Annotated in this window: 17 protein-coding genes; 8 read left to right on the forward strand and 9 right to left on the reverse strand. The window is 30.8% G+C overall.

All coding sequences use genetic code 11. The features are described from left to right. Positions 1 to 99 precede the first annotated feature (99 nt). Positions 100 to 546, reverse strand: a complete 447-nt coding sequence (locus tag BHX94_RS08360; protein WP_111745817.1) for a MarR family winged helix-turn-helix transcriptional regulator — start codon at positions 544 to 546, stop codon at positions 100 to 102. A gap of 191 nt (positions 547 to 737) precedes the next feature. On the opposite strand from BHX94_RS08360, the gene BHX94_RS08365 reads away from it, so the two are divergent. Then, positions 738 to 1,727 (forward strand): acyltransferase family protein, encoded by a 990-nt coding sequence (locus BHX94_RS08365; RefSeq protein WP_111745819.1) that lies wholly within the window; start codon positions 738 to 740, stop codon positions 1,725 to 1,727. 154 nt (positions 1,728 to 1,881) lie between these two features. Further along, positions 1,882 to 3,465: a M20/M25/M40 family metallo-hydrolase gene (locus BHX94_RS08370; protein WP_170120804.1), complete on the forward strand. Its 1,584-nt coding sequence runs from the start codon at positions 1,882 to 1,884 to the stop codon at positions 3,463 to 3,465. Between the two features lie 29 nt (positions 3,466 to 3,494). On the opposite strand, the gene BHX94_RS08375 is transcribed toward BHX94_RS08370, so the two are convergent. Next, positions 3,495 to 3,974, reverse strand: coding sequence for a competence protein ComK (locus BHX94_RS08375; RefSeq protein ID WP_111745822.1), 480 nt, complete (start codon positions 3,972 to 3,974; stop codon positions 3,495 to 3,497). 217 nt (positions 3,975 to 4,191) lie between these two features. Between BHX94_RS08375 and BHX94_RS08380 the strand changes: the two genes are divergently transcribed. The 3 genes from BHX94_RS08380 to BHX94_RS08390 all read left to right on the forward strand — a co-directional run bounded on the left by BHX94_RS08380 (position 4,192) and on the right by BHX94_RS08390 (position 5,554). Continuing rightward, positions 4,192 to 4,665: a sigma-70 family RNA polymerase sigma factor gene (locus BHX94_RS08380; RefSeq protein ID WP_111745824.1), complete on the forward strand. Its 474-nt coding sequence runs from the start codon at positions 4,192 to 4,194 to the stop codon at positions 4,663 to 4,665. Between the two features lie 103 nt (positions 4,666 to 4,768). Next, positions 4,769 to 4,951: a YkvS family protein gene (locus tag BHX94_RS08385; protein WP_111714415.1), complete on the forward strand. Its 183-nt coding sequence runs from the start codon at positions 4,769 to 4,771 to the stop codon at positions 4,949 to 4,951. Between the two features lie 3 nt (positions 4,952 to 4,954). Further along, on the forward strand, positions 4,955 to 5,554 hold the full coding sequence (locus BHX94_RS08390; protein ID WP_111745826.1) for a CPBP family glutamic-type intramembrane protease: 600 nt from the start codon (positions 4,955 to 4,957) through the stop codon (positions 5,552 to 5,554). Between the two features lie 7 nt (positions 5,555 to 5,561). Here the strand turns inward: BHX94_RS08390 and BHX94_RS08395 are convergent, their stop codons facing one another. After that, entirely contained in the window at positions 5,562 to 6,431 is an 870-nt protein-coding gene (locus BHX94_RS08395; RefSeq protein ID WP_111745828.1) for a bifunctional UDP-sugar hydrolase/5'-nucleotidase, read from the reverse strand. Between the two features lie 64 nt (positions 6,432 to 6,495). On the opposite strand from BHX94_RS08395, the gene BHX94_RS08400 reads away from it, so the two are divergent. Then, on the forward strand, positions 6,496 to 8,013 hold the full coding sequence (locus BHX94_RS08400) for an ATP-binding protein (protein WP_111745830.1): 1,518 nt from the start codon (positions 6,496 to 6,498) through the stop codon (positions 8,011 to 8,013). Between the two features lie 46 nt (positions 8,014 to 8,059). Here BHX94_RS08400 and BHX94_RS08405 read toward each other — a convergent pair whose 3' ends face one another. From BHX94_RS08405 to BHX94_RS08430, 6 genes are all read right to left on the reverse strand, one after another. Further along, entirely contained in the window at positions 8,060 to 9,403 is a 1,344-nt protein-coding gene (locus tag BHX94_RS08405; RefSeq protein ID WP_111745832.1) for a TrkH family potassium uptake protein, read from the reverse strand. A 32-nt stretch (positions 9,404 to 9,435) separates the two neighbouring features. Beyond that, a complete protein-coding gene (locus BHX94_RS08410) occupies positions 9,436 to 10,965 on the reverse strand; it encodes a S1C family serine protease (RefSeq protein WP_170120805.1) in 1,530 nt (509 codons plus the stop codon). A 77-nt stretch (positions 10,966 to 11,042) separates the two neighbouring features. Further along, positions 11,043 to 11,816 carry a TerC family protein gene (locus BHX94_RS08415; protein WP_096076961.1) on the reverse strand — a complete coding sequence of 258 codons (774 nt, stop codon included), beginning with the start codon at positions 11,814 to 11,816 and terminating at the stop codon, positions 11,043 to 11,045. A gap of 78 nt (positions 11,817 to 11,894) precedes the next feature. After that, entirely contained in the window at positions 11,895 to 13,457 is a 1,563-nt protein-coding gene (locus BHX94_RS08420; protein ID WP_111745836.1) for a peptide chain release factor 3, read from the reverse strand. 11 nt (positions 13,458 to 13,468) lie between these two features. Further along, positions 13,469 to 13,708 (reverse strand): YueH family protein, encoded by a 240-nt coding sequence (locus BHX94_RS08425; RefSeq protein ID WP_096076963.1) that lies wholly within the window; start codon positions 13,706 to 13,708, stop codon positions 13,469 to 13,471. Continuing rightward, positions 13,689 to 15,185: a UDP-N-acetylmuramoyl-L-alanyl-D-glutamate--L-lysine ligase gene (locus BHX94_RS08430; protein WP_111745838.1), complete on the reverse strand. Its 1,497-nt coding sequence runs from the start codon at positions 15,183 to 15,185 to the stop codon at positions 13,689 to 13,691. The genes BHX94_RS08425 and BHX94_RS08430 overlap by 20 nt, the downstream gene beginning before the upstream one ends. A 124-nt stretch (positions 15,186 to 15,309) precedes the next feature. Between BHX94_RS08430 and BHX94_RS08435 the strand changes: the two genes are divergently transcribed. Then, complete coding sequence (locus BHX94_RS08435; RefSeq protein ID WP_111745840.1) at positions 15,310 to 16,023, forward strand: ABC transporter ATP-binding protein; 714 nt, start codon at positions 15,310 to 15,312, stop codon at positions 16,021 to 16,023. Next, the gene (locus tag BHX94_RS08440) at positions 16,023 to 17,210 is read left to right on the forward strand and encodes an ABC transporter permease (protein WP_111745842.1); all 1,188 of its coding nucleotides are present in this window, start codon (positions 16,023 to 16,025) and stop codon (positions 17,208 to 17,210) included. Before BHX94_RS08435 ends, BHX94_RS08440 begins: the two co-directional genes overlap by 1 nt. The last annotated feature ends 108 nt before the right edge of the window (positions 17,211 to 17,318 follow it).

The raw sequence follows: 17,318 nt of genomic DNA on the forward strand, positions 1-17,318 counted from the left end.
TAACCTTCCTAAAATTAGGAAGGTTATTTTTTTTGTATTAGGCTATATATTACTAAACTGAGTATTTTAGTAGATTTAATGAATATTGTGGATTGTCAATTAAAAACGAAATGGCTCTCTAAGCGCAAATGAATGATATATTTTATCAAGTAACTGAATTAATTCTTCAGATTCTGCAGAATTTAACTCTCGCATAAAGCTACGTACAACTTTAGCTTTAATATCTTCTGCACGTTCTAATGCTTTTTCACCTTGTTCAGTTGCAATTAACACCGTAGATCTTAAATCGTAAATACTCTGCTCTTTTTTTACAAACCCGTTATCAACTAATTTTTTTATTGTTCTTGAGACCGCTGTCTGTTCTTTATTTAACTTATATATTAATTTTTTCTGTGTCATATTATCTTCAGATACTATGAGTTCTAACATGTATAATTGTTCACGTGTTAACGATACATCCGTTAATTCTGCAGAAGCAAGTTCATCAATTTTAGAATCCATAAAATAAATTAATTGTCCAAATCTTTTAAGTCGCTTTTCATCCATGTTATTGTCTCCCAACTTTTTTCTTATATAGATTATAAGCCCAATAATTTTGTTTAGCAACGATATATAATTAATTAATAAAAAATTGTAGACTATTTATATTTTATCATAGGATATTTAATTTATAGATTTAATTCATAAGTAGACAATATAATTAATTTTTTTTGAGAATATTTTTAAGGAGATTTTTTATGAATAAAGAAAGAGATCATTATTTTGATAATGCAAGATTTTTATTAATTGTTTTAGTAGTTTTTGGTCATTTATTACGTTCTTTCATAAATGAAAGTCATTTTTTACAAGCTTTATATATGTTTATATATAGCTTTCATATGCCTGCATTTGTATTGATTTCTGGTTATTTTGCTAAAGGCATACATAAACCAGGGTATATCAAAAAAGTAACTAAGAAATTATTATTACCCTACATTATTTTTCAGAGTTTTTATGCGTTTTATTATTATTTTATCGATGACGTAAACACCGTTGATTTAAATCCATTCGATCCGCAATGGGCGATGTGGTTTCTACTCAGTTTATTTTCATGGCAGGTCATGCTATTTATCGTAAAAGATATAAATCCATGGGTTACCCTAATTGTTTCATTCATCATTGGAATAATCGTCGGCTACTTACCATTTATTAATAATACTTTAAGCTTATCAAGAACATTTGTTTTCTTTCCTTTGTTTTTAATTGGTTATTATGCTCAACCAGAACAATTTAAATACATTAGAAATAAGAAGTATATTCCAGTTTCTATATTTATGTTGATGATTGTTTTTATTTTCTATATGTTAACAGATTTTAATTTTGAGTGGCTTTTCGGGAGCAAACCCTATATCAAACTTGAACATCAAGCTTCTGATCTTTATAGTGGCATAAAACGTGCCATTATTTATGTAATCATTCTAATCAGTACTGCAAGCTTTTTAAATGTTGTACCGAACCGAAAACTCCCTCTAACGTATATTGGCTCAAGAACCATGTTCATTTATCTCTTACATGGCATGTTTATTGGATTATTCAGAGCAAATAATTGGGGGAGATATTTTAATGATCATATAGCTTCAATATTAATCTTTATGATTCTTGTTACCATCTTCTTAGTTTATACACTTAGTATGAATGCTACTAAAAAAATAACTTCACCGGTCGTCGAAATTAAAAAACCTCGTTAGAGGATTTTTAATTTTGTAAATTATATATGAATTACTTTTATTTAATATTTTTTATTTGTGAAGAAATATGTATAATTGTTATAAGAGCGCCGAATATGTCTGATATAAATAAAATTACTTATTGCTTTTAAATATGATTTTAAGGAGATTTTTTATGCGTTTACTTTGGCAGACACCTGCAGACAGAATTGCACTATTAAAAGACCTTGTTAGGCATGACAGCATCACGAATACCGAAGGTGAAATTAACTTTCCTTTTTATATTAAACAGACACTAAAACAATTAGATTATTTTAAACAACATGATTCTCATATTAAATTAATTGAAACGTATGATCACAAGACTGCTGTAGCAGCAATGTATCGTTCACATGTGACAGATGATACAGTTATTATTATGAGCCACTATGACACTGTTGACACAAATGATTATGGCCCTTTTGAAGCATTAGCATTCGATAGTGATGCATTAGAAAAATCATATGCTTGTAATCTTGAAAAGTTTAGTGAATATCATCAAGAAGATATTCAGTCAAAACAGTATTTATTTGGACGTGGCATCATGGATATGAAATCTGGATTAATGATGCATTTAAGCATACTTGAAAAAGCAATCCATGAAGAATGGCCCATTAACATTATTTTATTAACTGTTCCTGACGAAGAAGTAAATTCCTCGGGCATGAGAAGTGCTGTTTCTGAACTATCAGAATTTATTGAACAGGAAAACTTAAAATTATTGCTTATCATGAATGGCGAGCCCGCATTTAGTCAATATCCGAAAGATGATAATTATTATATTTATAATGGTAGCATCGGTAAAGTGATGCCATCTGTATTTGTTTATGGAAAAGAAACACATGTTGGAGAACCATTAAATGGACTTAGTGCCAACTATTTAATTAGTCGTATCAATTCTGAATTAAAATATAATACACAATTTCTTGAACGATATAAAAATGAAGTAACACCTCTCCCTGTTAGTCTGTATATGAAAGACTTAAAAGAAGATTACAATGTACAAACACCCTTTATGGCTTCAAGTTACTACAACGTATTCTTATTTGAACAAAGTGCTGCACATGTTTTCAAACTGTTCAATCAAATCGTTGAACGCACTGTCTCAGAATGTTCTCGGGACTTAGGTTTGGTATTTGATACATCACCAAAAATAAAAGTAATAACTTTTGAAGAATTAGTTAAATCCATGAAAAAGAAACATGGATATGAAACAATCCATAATATTATCAGTAATACAAAACAAGCAGATGATCGTCTATATGCTCAGACAGTTATTAAAGCCTTATTGCTTTTAGATAAAGGTAATGATTATACGGTCGTAACTTATTTCAATGCACCTTACTACCCTTCAGTTAATAGCAGTCAAGATAAATTAATAAAATCAATTACAAGGTATGCTATTAAACAAATGAAGAAACAATTTAATCGTGAAACAACAAAAATTCATTACTTCAATGGTATTTCTGATTTAAGTTATGTTAACTATACGCACGATGATAGTGATACTAGTATATTTACTGATAATACTCCCGGTTTCAAAACACATTACGATATTCCTTTTTCAGCAATGAAAAAATTAAAAGCACCAGTAATTAATATCGGTGCTTTTGGTAAAGATGCACATCAGTTAACTGAGCGAATCCACATTAAAAGTGTGTCTGAAGAAGTACCTTTTGTATTAAATAAAATTTTCCACAAATTCTTTATCGACAAATAAAAAAGATAATATAAGCCATAAAAACATTTCTAACGGTAATTGCTTAAGTGCAATTGCCGTTTTATTATTTTGGATTGTAAATCTGCTAGTAACAGTGCTTTTTGATGTTGCTTATGTATAAAATTTATATTTTGAGGAACAACTAATTCCATATTATTTATAAAAAATATTCTTGTCTGATCCTTCTTGCCTTCAAAATGATAGATCATCTGGTGCTGTATAAATAATTGAAAATGCGTTTTTGACTGATGGATAGGATAATACATCCATTCAATAGAAGGTTCGATAATAATCGGAAGATGATGCATATGTCTAGTTAATACTTTTGCAGATTGTCTACGCGTTTTTATATTACTTCCAAAAAAAATTAATGTTTGATCTAATAACTTTTCTGCTCTTTCATCAATAATTCTAACTTCTCCACAAAAGGAATAAATTTGAGTCTTTCCCTCTACTTCTGGACTTTGATAAATACACATATCAGTTGCACAAATCGGCATTTCTAACATAATATTCACCTCTTATCAAATTATCAATTCATCATTATTATAAATAAATACAGATATTAACTTCACTTTTTAATCAATTTTTGACAATAAAATTATATTTATTTAATAAACTAAACATTTTTTATCGAAATGTTAATTTTTAATTAACAAAAAGTTTGAATATACTTACTTCATCCGGAAATAAAATTAGAATATCTAGATATTCAAAAGGGAAAAAATGTTTGAAGAAACCAAGAATAAATATGAAAAGCTAATCTTTCACCTCATTTATAAATATCATTTAACTTATGACTTTGATGAGTTTTATCAAATGGCATTAATTAAACTTTGGGAATTAGATCAATCATACGATCCCAACAAAACACCTAATAAAGATCACTACATCTATACAAAACTGAAATTTTTCTTTATCGATGAAATTAGAAAATTATCTAAAAGAAATGAACGGTTTATCTTAATGAATGACGACATTATGTATCATAATAATCATTTCAATGATTCATATGATAATTTGACATTAAAAGAAATAAAATATTATTTATCTCGTGAAGAATATCAATGGCTGACGTTGTTTTTGAAAGGTTATTCAATGAAGGAAATAGCAGCTGATATGAAGGTAAGTGTGTCTACAATAAAAAAATATAAGAAGAATGCACAAAAAAAATTAACCTTCTTTTATCACGATTATTAGAATGTATGGTCATCAAAAACCTTTTGAATAATCAATAAGTTTTTATGTTCAATATGTATCAAATTTAGTATAATAGCAATTAGCATGTTTTTAAGGAGGAAAAATTATGGCAGCTAAAGTTGGAGATATTATTGAGTTTCACGAAGGTAAACAAGGCATCGTTGAGAAAGTTAATGAGAATTCAGTGATTGTGGATTGTACGATTATGGAAAACTTCGAAAAATTAGAAATCCCTGAGAAAACTGTTATTAACCATAAACGTTATACCATCATTACAGAGGCATAAATAATGAATATAATAAAAAAGCCTGTATATGGTTTTTTAATTTTATTTACTACCTTTCACATTATATTGTTCGGAATGAGAAATGAACATCAAGTGTTCTGGCATTTATATACTGGCTTAATGTTATTCTCTTCTATCGGATATATTTTCTATGAACGTAATATTCATTCTAAGCGTTTATTAGACGCAATCATCACAGGTATTCTTACAAGTTTTGTAATCGTTATTCTACATACAATCCTATCTTTCATAATGAAAGATATTACATACTTTCATTTACTGAAAGTAATTGTAGGGCTCGGTGTTTATGTAAAATGGCAGCTTATCATTTCTTTAATGATATCTATACCGTTGCAGGAATTGTTCTTTCGTAATATGTTGCAAAATTACCTTGATGATCGATTTAATCAGTTTGTTTCAGCAATGATCGTCAGTCTATGTGTAACAAGCTTGTATATGTATTTCATAAGTATTGAGTTATTATTTTTTATCTTTATAACTCAGTTTATTTTAGCTCTGAGCTATCATAATACGAAACGTTTGATTACACCTATTATAGGTCAAATATTTGCAATAATAATATTAATGCTCATCTACAGATAAAAAATCCTTAGTCACTAAGGATTTTTTTCTTTCTGACAAGTAAATATTCTTTTTCTTCGTAATATATTGTTTCCTTTAACAAATAATCTTCTTCATATCTTGAAACATCTATAAATTCATAAGAACATCCTTTAGTTTCAAAAGAGTTTGTACGTTCTTTAAACATCAATTTTATATGTAGTAGCGATGAACTTTCTGGTAAGTGAATGATTTCTGTGTATTCATGCTCAATATCCTGAGCTTTATTATTTGTCAGTAATAAATGAATGCCTTCTACACATAAAATTTCTTCACTTGTAATTAAATCCGTAATTTGTCCATTATGTAATGCTATAACATAATCCGGACTTTCATTATCGTACATATATCTCATCCAGGTCTTAATCGATTCCTTTGGATTGGAGACAATCATTGTTTCGTGATCTATTTGCACCGCTTCTGATAAAGCAATTACGCCTATTTTAATACCTTTATATTGATGAATGATATAAGGGGTATTAAAATACGGCTCTTTTGTAGAATCATTTAAAATATTACATGATAAAAATGGAAATTCACTCATCGCATGTGCCCGGTTAAAATAATTAAAGCCTAAAGAAAAGTCTTTAATCGTAATATTTGTTGCATTATATTTCAAAAGATTCATAAGTGATATTAATGGAATGCGTTTATATTCTTTCAAACCTGCATAATACTCACTCACTGGTGAACCTGTAATCAGCTGACCATTATTAATTAACAGAACTTGTCCACTTTGCCTGGCTAATTTAATATAAGTTGCTGCTTTATAAATATTAAATGCATTATTTTCTTGAAACATTGCACCTTTGATGTTATTTGTTGTTATAATATGTATATTAATTAATCCTTTTTTCATGCTTCCACCTCTTTGTGATATTATAGCATGATTTTTAATATGACTTTTTAAATTGGAGAAATCTATGAATAATATCAAAAAATACGTCATTTATAATATCATACTTACATTATTATTTTCAGCATTTTTCTGGTATTTATTAGCGCATAACGAAGAAGTTCATCTTCGTGAAAACATAAAGAAATCTATTGGAATACATACTGAACAGGTTGATTCATTTTTTAGTGAGACAACTTCTGCAGTTGAAAATGTTGCAACTACAGTTATATATGAAAAAGATAAAGTAAATATTGATAAAAAGATACAAGTACTTAAAAATCGTGACCACCGAATCATTAATATCTATGTTCTGGATCATAATGCGGTTGTTATCAATTCAAATTCAGAAGCAATGATCGGTAAAAAAATAGAATCCATGAAATTCTTCAATCATATTGAAAAAAGAACTTTAAATAATGTTGCAATTAGTGATGTTCGTAAAAATAATATGAATAAAAATGTCGTATATATTACGAAAAACATTGCCGACGAGAAAACAAGCAATCTTGTCGTTGCAGAAATTGATATTAATACAATTGGTACAGTCATTGATTCTCTTCAAAAAGATAATACTGTGACGATTACAGACTTTAATGATCATATCATTTTTCAGTCAAATCACCCTGTATTTACTAATATAAAAGAATCACAGAAATTTTTAAAAGTTGACTGGAATCTTACAATCAATTCGAATAAGAATGTTTATCGTGAAGTATTTGAAAAAGTTCTACTTGCAGCATTAGTATTTTCATTACTTATTGCGACATTACAACTTTTCTATCATAGCTATAAAGCACAGAAAGAAAGTGAACTAATACTTGCAGATATTAATTCTCAAAAGAAAGAATTAATTGGTCAACTTGCTGCTAACACTGCGCATGAAATAAAGAATCCCTTAACATCTATTAAAGGCTTTGTAGATTTACTGGAAATGCAATATGATGCTAAACATGAAAACCAATATTTTAAAATTGTAAAAACAGAATTAGAACGTATCAATTTAATCGTTGGACAATTCTTATTACTAGGCAAACCTACAAAACTAGATGTAGAAATTGTAGATTTACGAGATATTGTAAGAGAAACACTAACATTTCTTGAATATGACTTATCGATGAAGAATATTCGAACGATAAAAAGCTATACCGATCATCAAACGCTGGTTCATGTAGCTGTCGACCAATTTAAACAAATTATCATCAATCTTATTCAAAACGCAAAAGATGCAATGGTGGAACATAAACAGGGCATAATTGAAATCAAGGTGGACCACACTCATGATCAAGCTATTCTTTCAATACGAGATAATGGATGTGGTATGGATGATGAAGTGCTAAAGCAGTTATTTAATCCTTTCTTCACAACAAAAATCACTGGTACGGGACTTGGATTACCTGTTTCTAAAAGTATTATCGATGCTAATAACGGTGCAATTGAAGTAATCAGTAAAGTAGAGATTGGTACAACATTTATTATTAAACTACCACTTATATCGATTCCATCTGAATATGATCAAAATAATAATAAACTAAAAAAAGACTAGCGAATAAATGCTAGTCTTTCTTTTAAATTATCATCTATTTATAATATTAGCCTATCATAATTCTTTCTTTCGGATATCTAAATTTATCAGGTTCTGCTTTACCACCAAGCATTATAATAAATGAGATTAAACCAACACGACCTATAAACATCAATGCCATAATGACCATTTTACTGCCACTTGTTAAATCTCCAGTTATACCAAGTGATAAACCACAAGTTCCAAAGGCGCTCATCACTTCGAAGAAAATCGACAGTAAATCAAATTTATCATTTTCAAAAAATAGAATAAATAATAAACCTGTAAAACAGATAATAGTAGCAAGAACCATTACCGCAAATGTTCTTTGAATATCAATAGGATCAATTTCTTTATTGAATACTTTAATGTTTGTTCTACCATTACTATAATTCATCAAAAACAGAATTAATATAGCAAATGTAGTTGTTCTGATACCTCCACCAACTGAACTTGGACTAGAACCGATAAACATGAGTCCCCCCATAAAAAAACGTGTGGCCTCTGTTAATTGATTTAAATCTATCGTCGTAAGTCCCGCACTTCTGGTTGTTGAAGATTGAAATAACGCATAAAAAAGACCTTTATGCCATGAAATATTTTTAAAAGCGTTATTAAACTCAAATAAGTAGATAACAACTGTACCAACAATAAACAATAAAAAATATGTACTGATCGTCAGTTTTGCGAATAAACTGAACCTGAAATTTGGAATTTTGTTTGTTAAATAAGTTTTTATTTCAATAATGACGGGAAATCCAATTGCACCTAATACAATCAAAAACATCGTAATTGTTTGTACAAAATAATCGTCAGCGTAACTATTAAGTGAATCACCTGTTATATCTAAACCACCATTTGTGGTTGCGGAAATCGATGCGAATAATCCGTGGAATAATGCATCTTTTATTGAATCCATATCTTTATAGAAATAAAATGCTAAAAATAAGGCACCCAGTATTTCAATAAACAACATCGCCTTCACAATTTCAAGAATCATTGTTACAACGCCAGACATCTTATTTTGATTATGGTCAACCATTATAAGTTGTCTTTCACGCATCCCAATCTTCTTACCAATAATAACCCATAACAATGTACCCATCGCCATAACACCAATACCACCAAGATTAAGGATGATAAGGATGACACACTGACCAAAAGTGGAATAAGTTTCTGCAATAGACACCGGTGACAATCCTGTTACACTGACACCAGACACTGCAACAAATAATGAATCAATGTAACTAATATCAACGTCTGGTTTATGTACATGTGGCATACGGAGCAATAAGAAAGAAATGAATATTGCTACAAGGTAATAGAGCACAATACCTTGTTGTGGTGTTAATTTTTGGAATAACTTGTTCATTATTTCACTTCTTTCTTAAATCAATGTAAATGTTATAACTTAACTTTAATATTTTTTTCAGCACCATTGCGAATAATTGTCATAGTAATTGTATCGCCAATTTTCTTTTCATTAAATAGGATTTTTCTAAAATGGATTTTAGATTTAATTTCTTTGCTATCTATTACTTTAATGATATCACCTAGCATTAGTCCACTTTTCTCTGCTAAAGAGTTTGGTTCTATCTCGATAATTTCTACGCCAGTTTGATTAGTTGGAGAGTTAGGATCATTTGGGTTACTATACGTACCCACATCTTTAATCATGATACCCATTTTTGGGCGATTTATACTACCCTTTTGTTCAAGTTCCTTTAATACTTTTTTTACTTCGTTGGTAGGGATACTAAATGCGATACCTTCTACGCCGTCCATAGAAATCTTCATTGAATTCAGACCAATCATCTTTCCTTCTTTATTTAATAAAGGACCCCCAGAATTTCCTGGATTAATTGCAGCATCAGTTTGTAATACATTCATTTCCCAATCATAAATCTCATCACCATCAATGTCTACCGGTACATTACGTGATAAACCAGATATAATTCCAGAAGATGCACTTCCTGCAAACATTTGTCCTAAAGGACTACCTAGTGCAATAACTTCTTGACCAGGTTCTAAATGATTACTATTTGTCATCTCTATAACTGAGTTTATATTACCTTTTGGAATTGTAAGTATAGCCATATCAGTCCAGACATCGTAGCCTATCATCTTTGCTTTTTCTTTCTTTCCTTCATAAGTCACTTCAATCTCATTGGCTTTACCTACAACATGATAGTTTGTTAGTATATATGCTAAATTCTTTTCTGTTTTATAGATAATACCTGTACCAATACCCACCTCTTCAGGCGCTTTCACTGCACTCTCAGGATCTATCGTCTCACTATCAGTAGCTTTTTTTAGATTTGTAATACTCACCACATTTTTTATATTTTTTTTAATTGCTTGTTCAGTAGAAGTTTTAACTTCAGGTTGTTTAGTGATTTCTTGTGGCTTCGAATTAAACAAGCTCATGAGTAATATACCGATCAATATACCAGCAAGTGTACCCATCAAAATTTTTGGCAGTTGTGAACCAAAAGAACGATTTTCTTTTCTATTTTTATTATCATCATTTATTTCATTTCTACTGAAAGATGCTTCTACTAATTCTTTCTCCTCAGAAGTATTATTTATAATATTTTCTTGTTTGAGTAAATGATTACCTTTAGCACTTTCTTCATTCTCAATAGGCTTTGTTACTTCTACAGTCTTTTTCATATTAGTAGTTTCTTCTGTATCAATTGAGTCACTGTTAATATTTACATCTTTATTTACATTAATAGTGTGATTATCTTTGTCATTATTTATTATTGTATCATCCACTATTTCTACGTCTTCTTTGGGAGTTATCGTTTCTATTATATTATCTTTTTTATGTAAATACGGATAAATCATTCTGACTTTCTGACCATTAAAGAACAATCGTTTAGGTCTACTGTAATTTTTCTTTTTAATGACAATTTTATGTTTATGCTGCATGATTTCCTCCATAAAAAAACTTAGTGTGTCTATTATAATATAGTTACACTAAGTTTTATATGATATATCAAGTTTTTTTATGCATTTGATTGTTTTTTCTTACCGCTAAACCAGCCTATTGCTAATATCAATAATAGTACGCCCCAGAAAGTTATTTGCCATGGCATACTGTGTGGAAATTCGTGAGGTAATATATGAATTGATTCATGGGCAAGTACCATCACGACTAACTTCACGCCAACCCAACCGACGATCGCAAATGCTGCTGCTTCTAATGAAGGATTATCATGCAGTAGTTTCACAAACCAGGTTGCTGCAAATCTCATGATAATAACACCTAGCATACCACCGGTGAACATCACTAAAAATTGTCCTAAATTCATCCCACCAAATTGTGGTCCAACTTCTGGTAATGTTAAAGCAATTGCAATAGCTGCGAGCATAGAATCGATTGCAAATGCAATGTCTGCAAACTCTACTTTCGCAACTGTCATCCAGAAGCCACTGCCCTTTTTACTATATTTTTCTAGTTCTGCTTCTTCAGCTTCACTTGTAGCATCACCTGTCTTAAAATATTCGTATAAATTTTTTATCGACATAAATAGTAAGTATGCAGCACCTAATGCTTGTATTTGCCAAAACTTAGCAAGATAAGCAATGGCAAATAATGATGCAAATCTAAATACAAATGCTCCGAGTAATCCATAAAATAACGCTTTCTTTCTTTCATCTTCAGGTAAATGTTTCACCATTACTGCCATAACGATAGCATTATCAGCTGCAAGTAATCCTTCTAAAACGACAAGAACTATTACAACCCACGCGTACGTTATTAATATTGACATATCCATCTTCTCACTCCGTATCATTTATATAAATGTTAATGACTGTATTATACGCCTTTAATTGATTTTATATTGTAAATCTGCTTATAACAAACTGTATAACTTAATCTCTGGAAACTTATCCAGGAACCAGCGTGTAGCAAATTCATTTTCAAATAAAAATACTTTATTCCCATATCGATCATCTACTAATATTGAACGACTTCCGTTCATAATGTCTTTAATATCTTCTTCATTTTCAATCCAGCGTGCTATTTTACGTCCTACTGGTTCCATAATGACATCAACATTATATTCATTTTTCATGCGGTGCTCGAACACCTCAAACTGAAGTTGTCCAACTGCTCCAAGTATAATTTGATTCGTATGCAGTGTTCTGTATAGTTGAATCGCACCTTCTTGTACAAGCTGCTCTATTCCTTTATGAAAATGTTTTTGTTTTAACACGTTTTTAGGGCTTACTTTCATAAAGATTTCAGGTGTAAACTGAGGTAACTTTTCAAATTTAAATTTCTGATTACCACCAACGACTGTATCTCCAATCTGGAAATTTCCTGAATCATATAACCCGATAATATCACCACTAACAGCATGATTCACCGTTTTAGTATCGTCAGCCATAAATGATGTAGAACGAGATATTTTCATCTTTTTATCTGTACGTGTAAGTTTCACATCCATACCACGTTCAAAAGCACCACTCACGACACGCATAAATGCAATTCTATCTCGATGTAAAGGATTCATATTTGCTTGAATTTTAAAGATAAATCCAGAAAAGGCTTCTTCAAATGGAGAAACAACTTCTCCTTCTTCAGTTTTTCGTCCACTTGGCATCGGTGCATGATCTACATAGGCATTTAAGAAGTTTTGTACACCAAAGTTTGCTAATGCCGAACCAAAGAACACGGGTGTTAAATCACCTGTTAATAATTTTTCGTTATCGAAAGTTTCCCCTGCACCGTCAACTAACATCAGTTCTTCAACTGCTTGTTCGAAAGCAGAATCATTTGAAATGGCATGTTCTTCAATAAGTTCGTAATCTTCATTTAAATGTAAAATATTCTGTTCATCACGGAAAGGTTCGATCGTTTTCTCTTTTCGGTCAATGATACCGAAGAATGATTGACCCATTCCAATCGGCCAGTTCATAGGATATGTTTCAATTTCTAAAGTCTTTTCAATTTCTTCTAATAATTCAAAGGGCTCTTTACCAACACGATCAAGTTTATTGATGAATGTAAAAATTGGAATACCACGCATCTTACAAACTTTGAATAACTTTAATGTTTGAGGTTCAATCCCTTTAGCAACGTCTATTACCATGACTGCGCTATCCACTGCCATTAACGTACGATAAGTATCTTCTGAGAAATCTTCATGTCCTGGCGTATCTAAAATATTGATTTTAAAGTTATCATAATCAAATTGCATAACAGAACTTGTTACAGAAATACCACGTTCTTTTTCAACATCCATCCAATCACTCGTTGCAAACTTACCTGTCTTTTTACCTTTAACTGTACCCGCTTCACGAATCGCACCACCGAATAATAACAACTTCTCTGTCAAAGTTGTTTTACCAGCATCCGGGTGAGAGATGATAGCAAATGTCTTTCTTATTTCTACTTCTTGTTTTAATGTCATATTTGCACTCCTTATACTTCGCTTGTCCACTGGGCGATAGATAAAGCCAGTTGATTTGCTTCTTTTTCGTCTAATATATTAAATAAATGGTGATACAGATGGTCCACTAATGCATCACCATAGATATCATAATCAAATTGAATAGAAAAGAATATATCCGGTACACTTACAAGAATTGTCTCTTCCTTTTTATTCTCATGGATATATACTTTGCATTGTAATGACTCACCATTATTCGTTCTTATTTTCATTCTTTTCTCTCCCATATTTTTCATATGCTGCTTCAAGACCAATTAAATCATCTCTATGTGGTACTTTTTTATAACCTGGCATTATCTGATAAGGTTCACGACCTTTAGATGCAAGTACTATCATATCACCTGGTTCGCTCACTTCAATTGCATGACGTATGCCTTCAGCACGATCTAAAAAAGAAACATATTGATCATGCGTAACACCTTTCTCTAATGCATCTGTTAACTTTTTAGGATCATCATTTGCCGGATTGTCCGGAGTGAATATCACATAATCAGCACGACAAGCAATCGCACCCATTTCAGGCGTCTTTGTTAAATCTCTTTCACCTGCCATACCTACTAGAAAAATAAGCTTTCTTTTCTTAAATGGTTCAACAGCATCAATTAACTTATTCATACCGTCAGGTGTATGTGCATAATCTATAATAAGATCAACCGGTAAATTTCTGTCTAAAACTTCCAAGCGACCTTCTACTGGGTTTAAACGTTCAGTAGCCTGTGCTAGTGTCTCAATATCATGCCCTTGTGTCCACATCGCACATAGTGCCGCAAGCATATTATACACATTAAATCGACCAATATAAGGGCAACGAATCATTGTGGTGCCATCTGGTGTCTGTAAATCAAACTGAATGCCCTCTAAACTTTCATGTATATGCTCTGCTTTAAAATCACAGTCATTTTCAATACCATATGTGATTACCTCTCTAGGAGAAGCAATGATAAGTTCGGATAAATAATCATCATCGCCATTGATAATGGCATATTTAGGTTGAGTGTAATCATTACCAAGTTGAGCAAACAGCAACGATTTATGGAATCCATATCGTTGCATCGTCTGATGAAAATCTAAATGATCTTGTGTCAGATTGGTAAATATTGCTGCATCAATATCAACACCGTTCGTTCTGCCAAGTGCCAGACCATGACTACTCATCTCCATTGACATTGCCTTAGCACCTTTTTTTTGTGCGTCCTTAATATGTTGATTTAATGTGATTGTTTCTGGTGTGGAGTTCGAACCTTTAGCGACCTCTTCATTATACTGAAATCCATTTGTTCCCAAATAAGCTGAATTAATATGTAATGCTCTATGGATATGATGAATCATCGTGGCAACACTTGTCTTACCATTAGTTCCCGTCACACCATATGTCGTTAATTTCTGGCTAGGGAAATCCATGAGAAATTGACCGAAAATATTTGCGACTTTAAGTGTGTCTTTAACAACAACTTGACCTACATCCTGAGGTAATCCATCAATGAAATGATCAACAACAATCATTCTACAACCTTGTGCTATAACATTCGGAATGAATTTATGACTATCAACGGTATATCCATGACTTGCGACGAATACAGAATCTGCATTTGCCTGTCTTGAATCTACTACAATATTAGTAACTTGTTCAGGAAATTGACCATATATTTTCTTCGCTTTAATCACTTTCAATAGTTCTTTCGTATCCATTAAGTGACCTCCTTTAGTTCAATTCTTAATTATACACTTTTTTAAAACATTCGCCTATACAAGTTAAACATGTTCATTCAAAATAAATAAGCGTATAATAAAAATAAAATTAAAGGAGGTTATTATGTCAAAAGTAATTGTGAGTCAACTTTCAAAATCCTTTAATCATCAAAAAATACTTAATGATATCAGTTTTTCCGTAAATAGTGGCGAACGTATAGGCATAGTTGGCGCTTCTGGTTCAGGCAAAACGACACTTATTCAATGTATGCTTGGCATATTAAATAGTGATAGCGGTAATGTTACGATAGACGATCATTTTATGCCACATCTTAAATCATTACAAAACATTGGTTATATGGCTCAGTCTGATGCATTATATGAAGATTTAACTGGTCTTGAAAACCTCAGATTCTTCGGTAAACTCTATCGAATGAATAAAAAAGAATTACAAGCAGCAATTGATGATGTAGCAAAAATTACTGAATTGACTTCTCATCTCAATAAGCGGGTAGCTCAATACTCCGGAGGTATGAAACGCAGATTATCACTTGCCATCAGTTTATTACATCAACCACATCTTTTAATTTTAGATGAACCGACTGTTGGCATTGATCCTATACTAAAACGTAAAATATGGCAGTCATTTAATGATTTAAATAGAAACGGTATAACAATCATCATTACTACGCATGTAATGGAAGAAGCTGAGGCATGTGATAAATTACTATTGCTATATAACAGTGAAATGATAGGTTTTGGTTCACCTCTTCGTCTTAAAGCACATTATCAGGTCGATACAATCGAAGATATATTTATCAAAGTAGGTGAATTGTAATGAAAATATTAACAATCGCACAACGCATTATCACTCAAATTATTCGTGATAAACGCACGTTACTGCTTTTATTTATAGCACCTATTATGTTACTTACTTTACTTCATTATATATTTCAGACAGTTGATGAAGGAGAAGTACGCGTTGGAATATATCATATTCCTGAAGAACTTAATAAACAGTTAAAAGAAAATGATATAGAAAGCGTCAAGATTAGTTCAACAGAAAATTTAAAATATACGATTGAAGATAAAAATCTTGATGGCATTATTATCTCTAATAAAAAAACCATTGAAATTTATTATACAAATCTAGATACTAACAAAAATTTAAAGTTAAAATCAGCGATACAAGGGTATAAAATTAAAACAAAATTTTCAAAGTCTCAAATTGTCATTGATAATATGCAACAGAAATTTGAAGATATTAATCAGCAGATGGATAAATTAAAAGATCAATTAAAAAATTTAGGTCCTTTATTAGATCGTGTTGGAATAGACTTGCCACAAACTAATAACAAAGACAAAAAGTCAGATGCAAATGACGATGTATTATTTAAGTCACACTACATTTATGGGGATAAAAATAGTAATTACTTTGATATGATCAATCCAGTAATGATTGCTTTCTTCATCTTTTTCTTTACATTCTTAATTTCAGGAATTACATTGTTAAAAGAACGCACGACCGGTACATTAAATAAATTACTTTCAACGCCTATCAAAAGATATGAAATTGTATTAGGATATATGCTAGGTTTCTCATTGTTTGGCACTATTCAAACTGTTATGCTAGTGCTATATGCAGTATATATATTAAAAATGGAAGTTGCAGGTTCAATATCGCTACTCATCATTAGCAATATCATACTTGCATTTGTTGCGCTTAGCTTAGGTTTATTCATCTCAACTTTTGCAAAATCAGAATTCCAGATGATACAATTTATTCCACTCATCATTGTACCTCAACTACTGTTTAGTGGTATTATACCTTTAGAGAATATGCACAAATTTTTACAAATCATAAGTTATTTAATGCCACTTAAGTTTGGTGCAGATAATTTATCACGTATCATGTTAAAAGGTCAAAGTATTGAAATTATTCCTAACATAATAATATTAATCTTTATCTTCATCTTTTTAATGATACTTAATATCACATTATTAAAACGTTATCGTAATATATAATGCGTAGAATCATATTTAAAAGACACGTTTTGTAAAGAATAAACAAAATTATTGTAATTTTTATGTAATTTTCAAAAAATATTACCACATCAATGTGATAATAAGATA

The organism is Macrococcoides bohemicum, from assembly GCF_003259675.1.
Taxonomy (GTDB): Bacteria; Bacillota; Bacilli; order Staphylococcales; family Staphylococcaceae; genus Macrococcoides; species Macrococcoides bohemicum.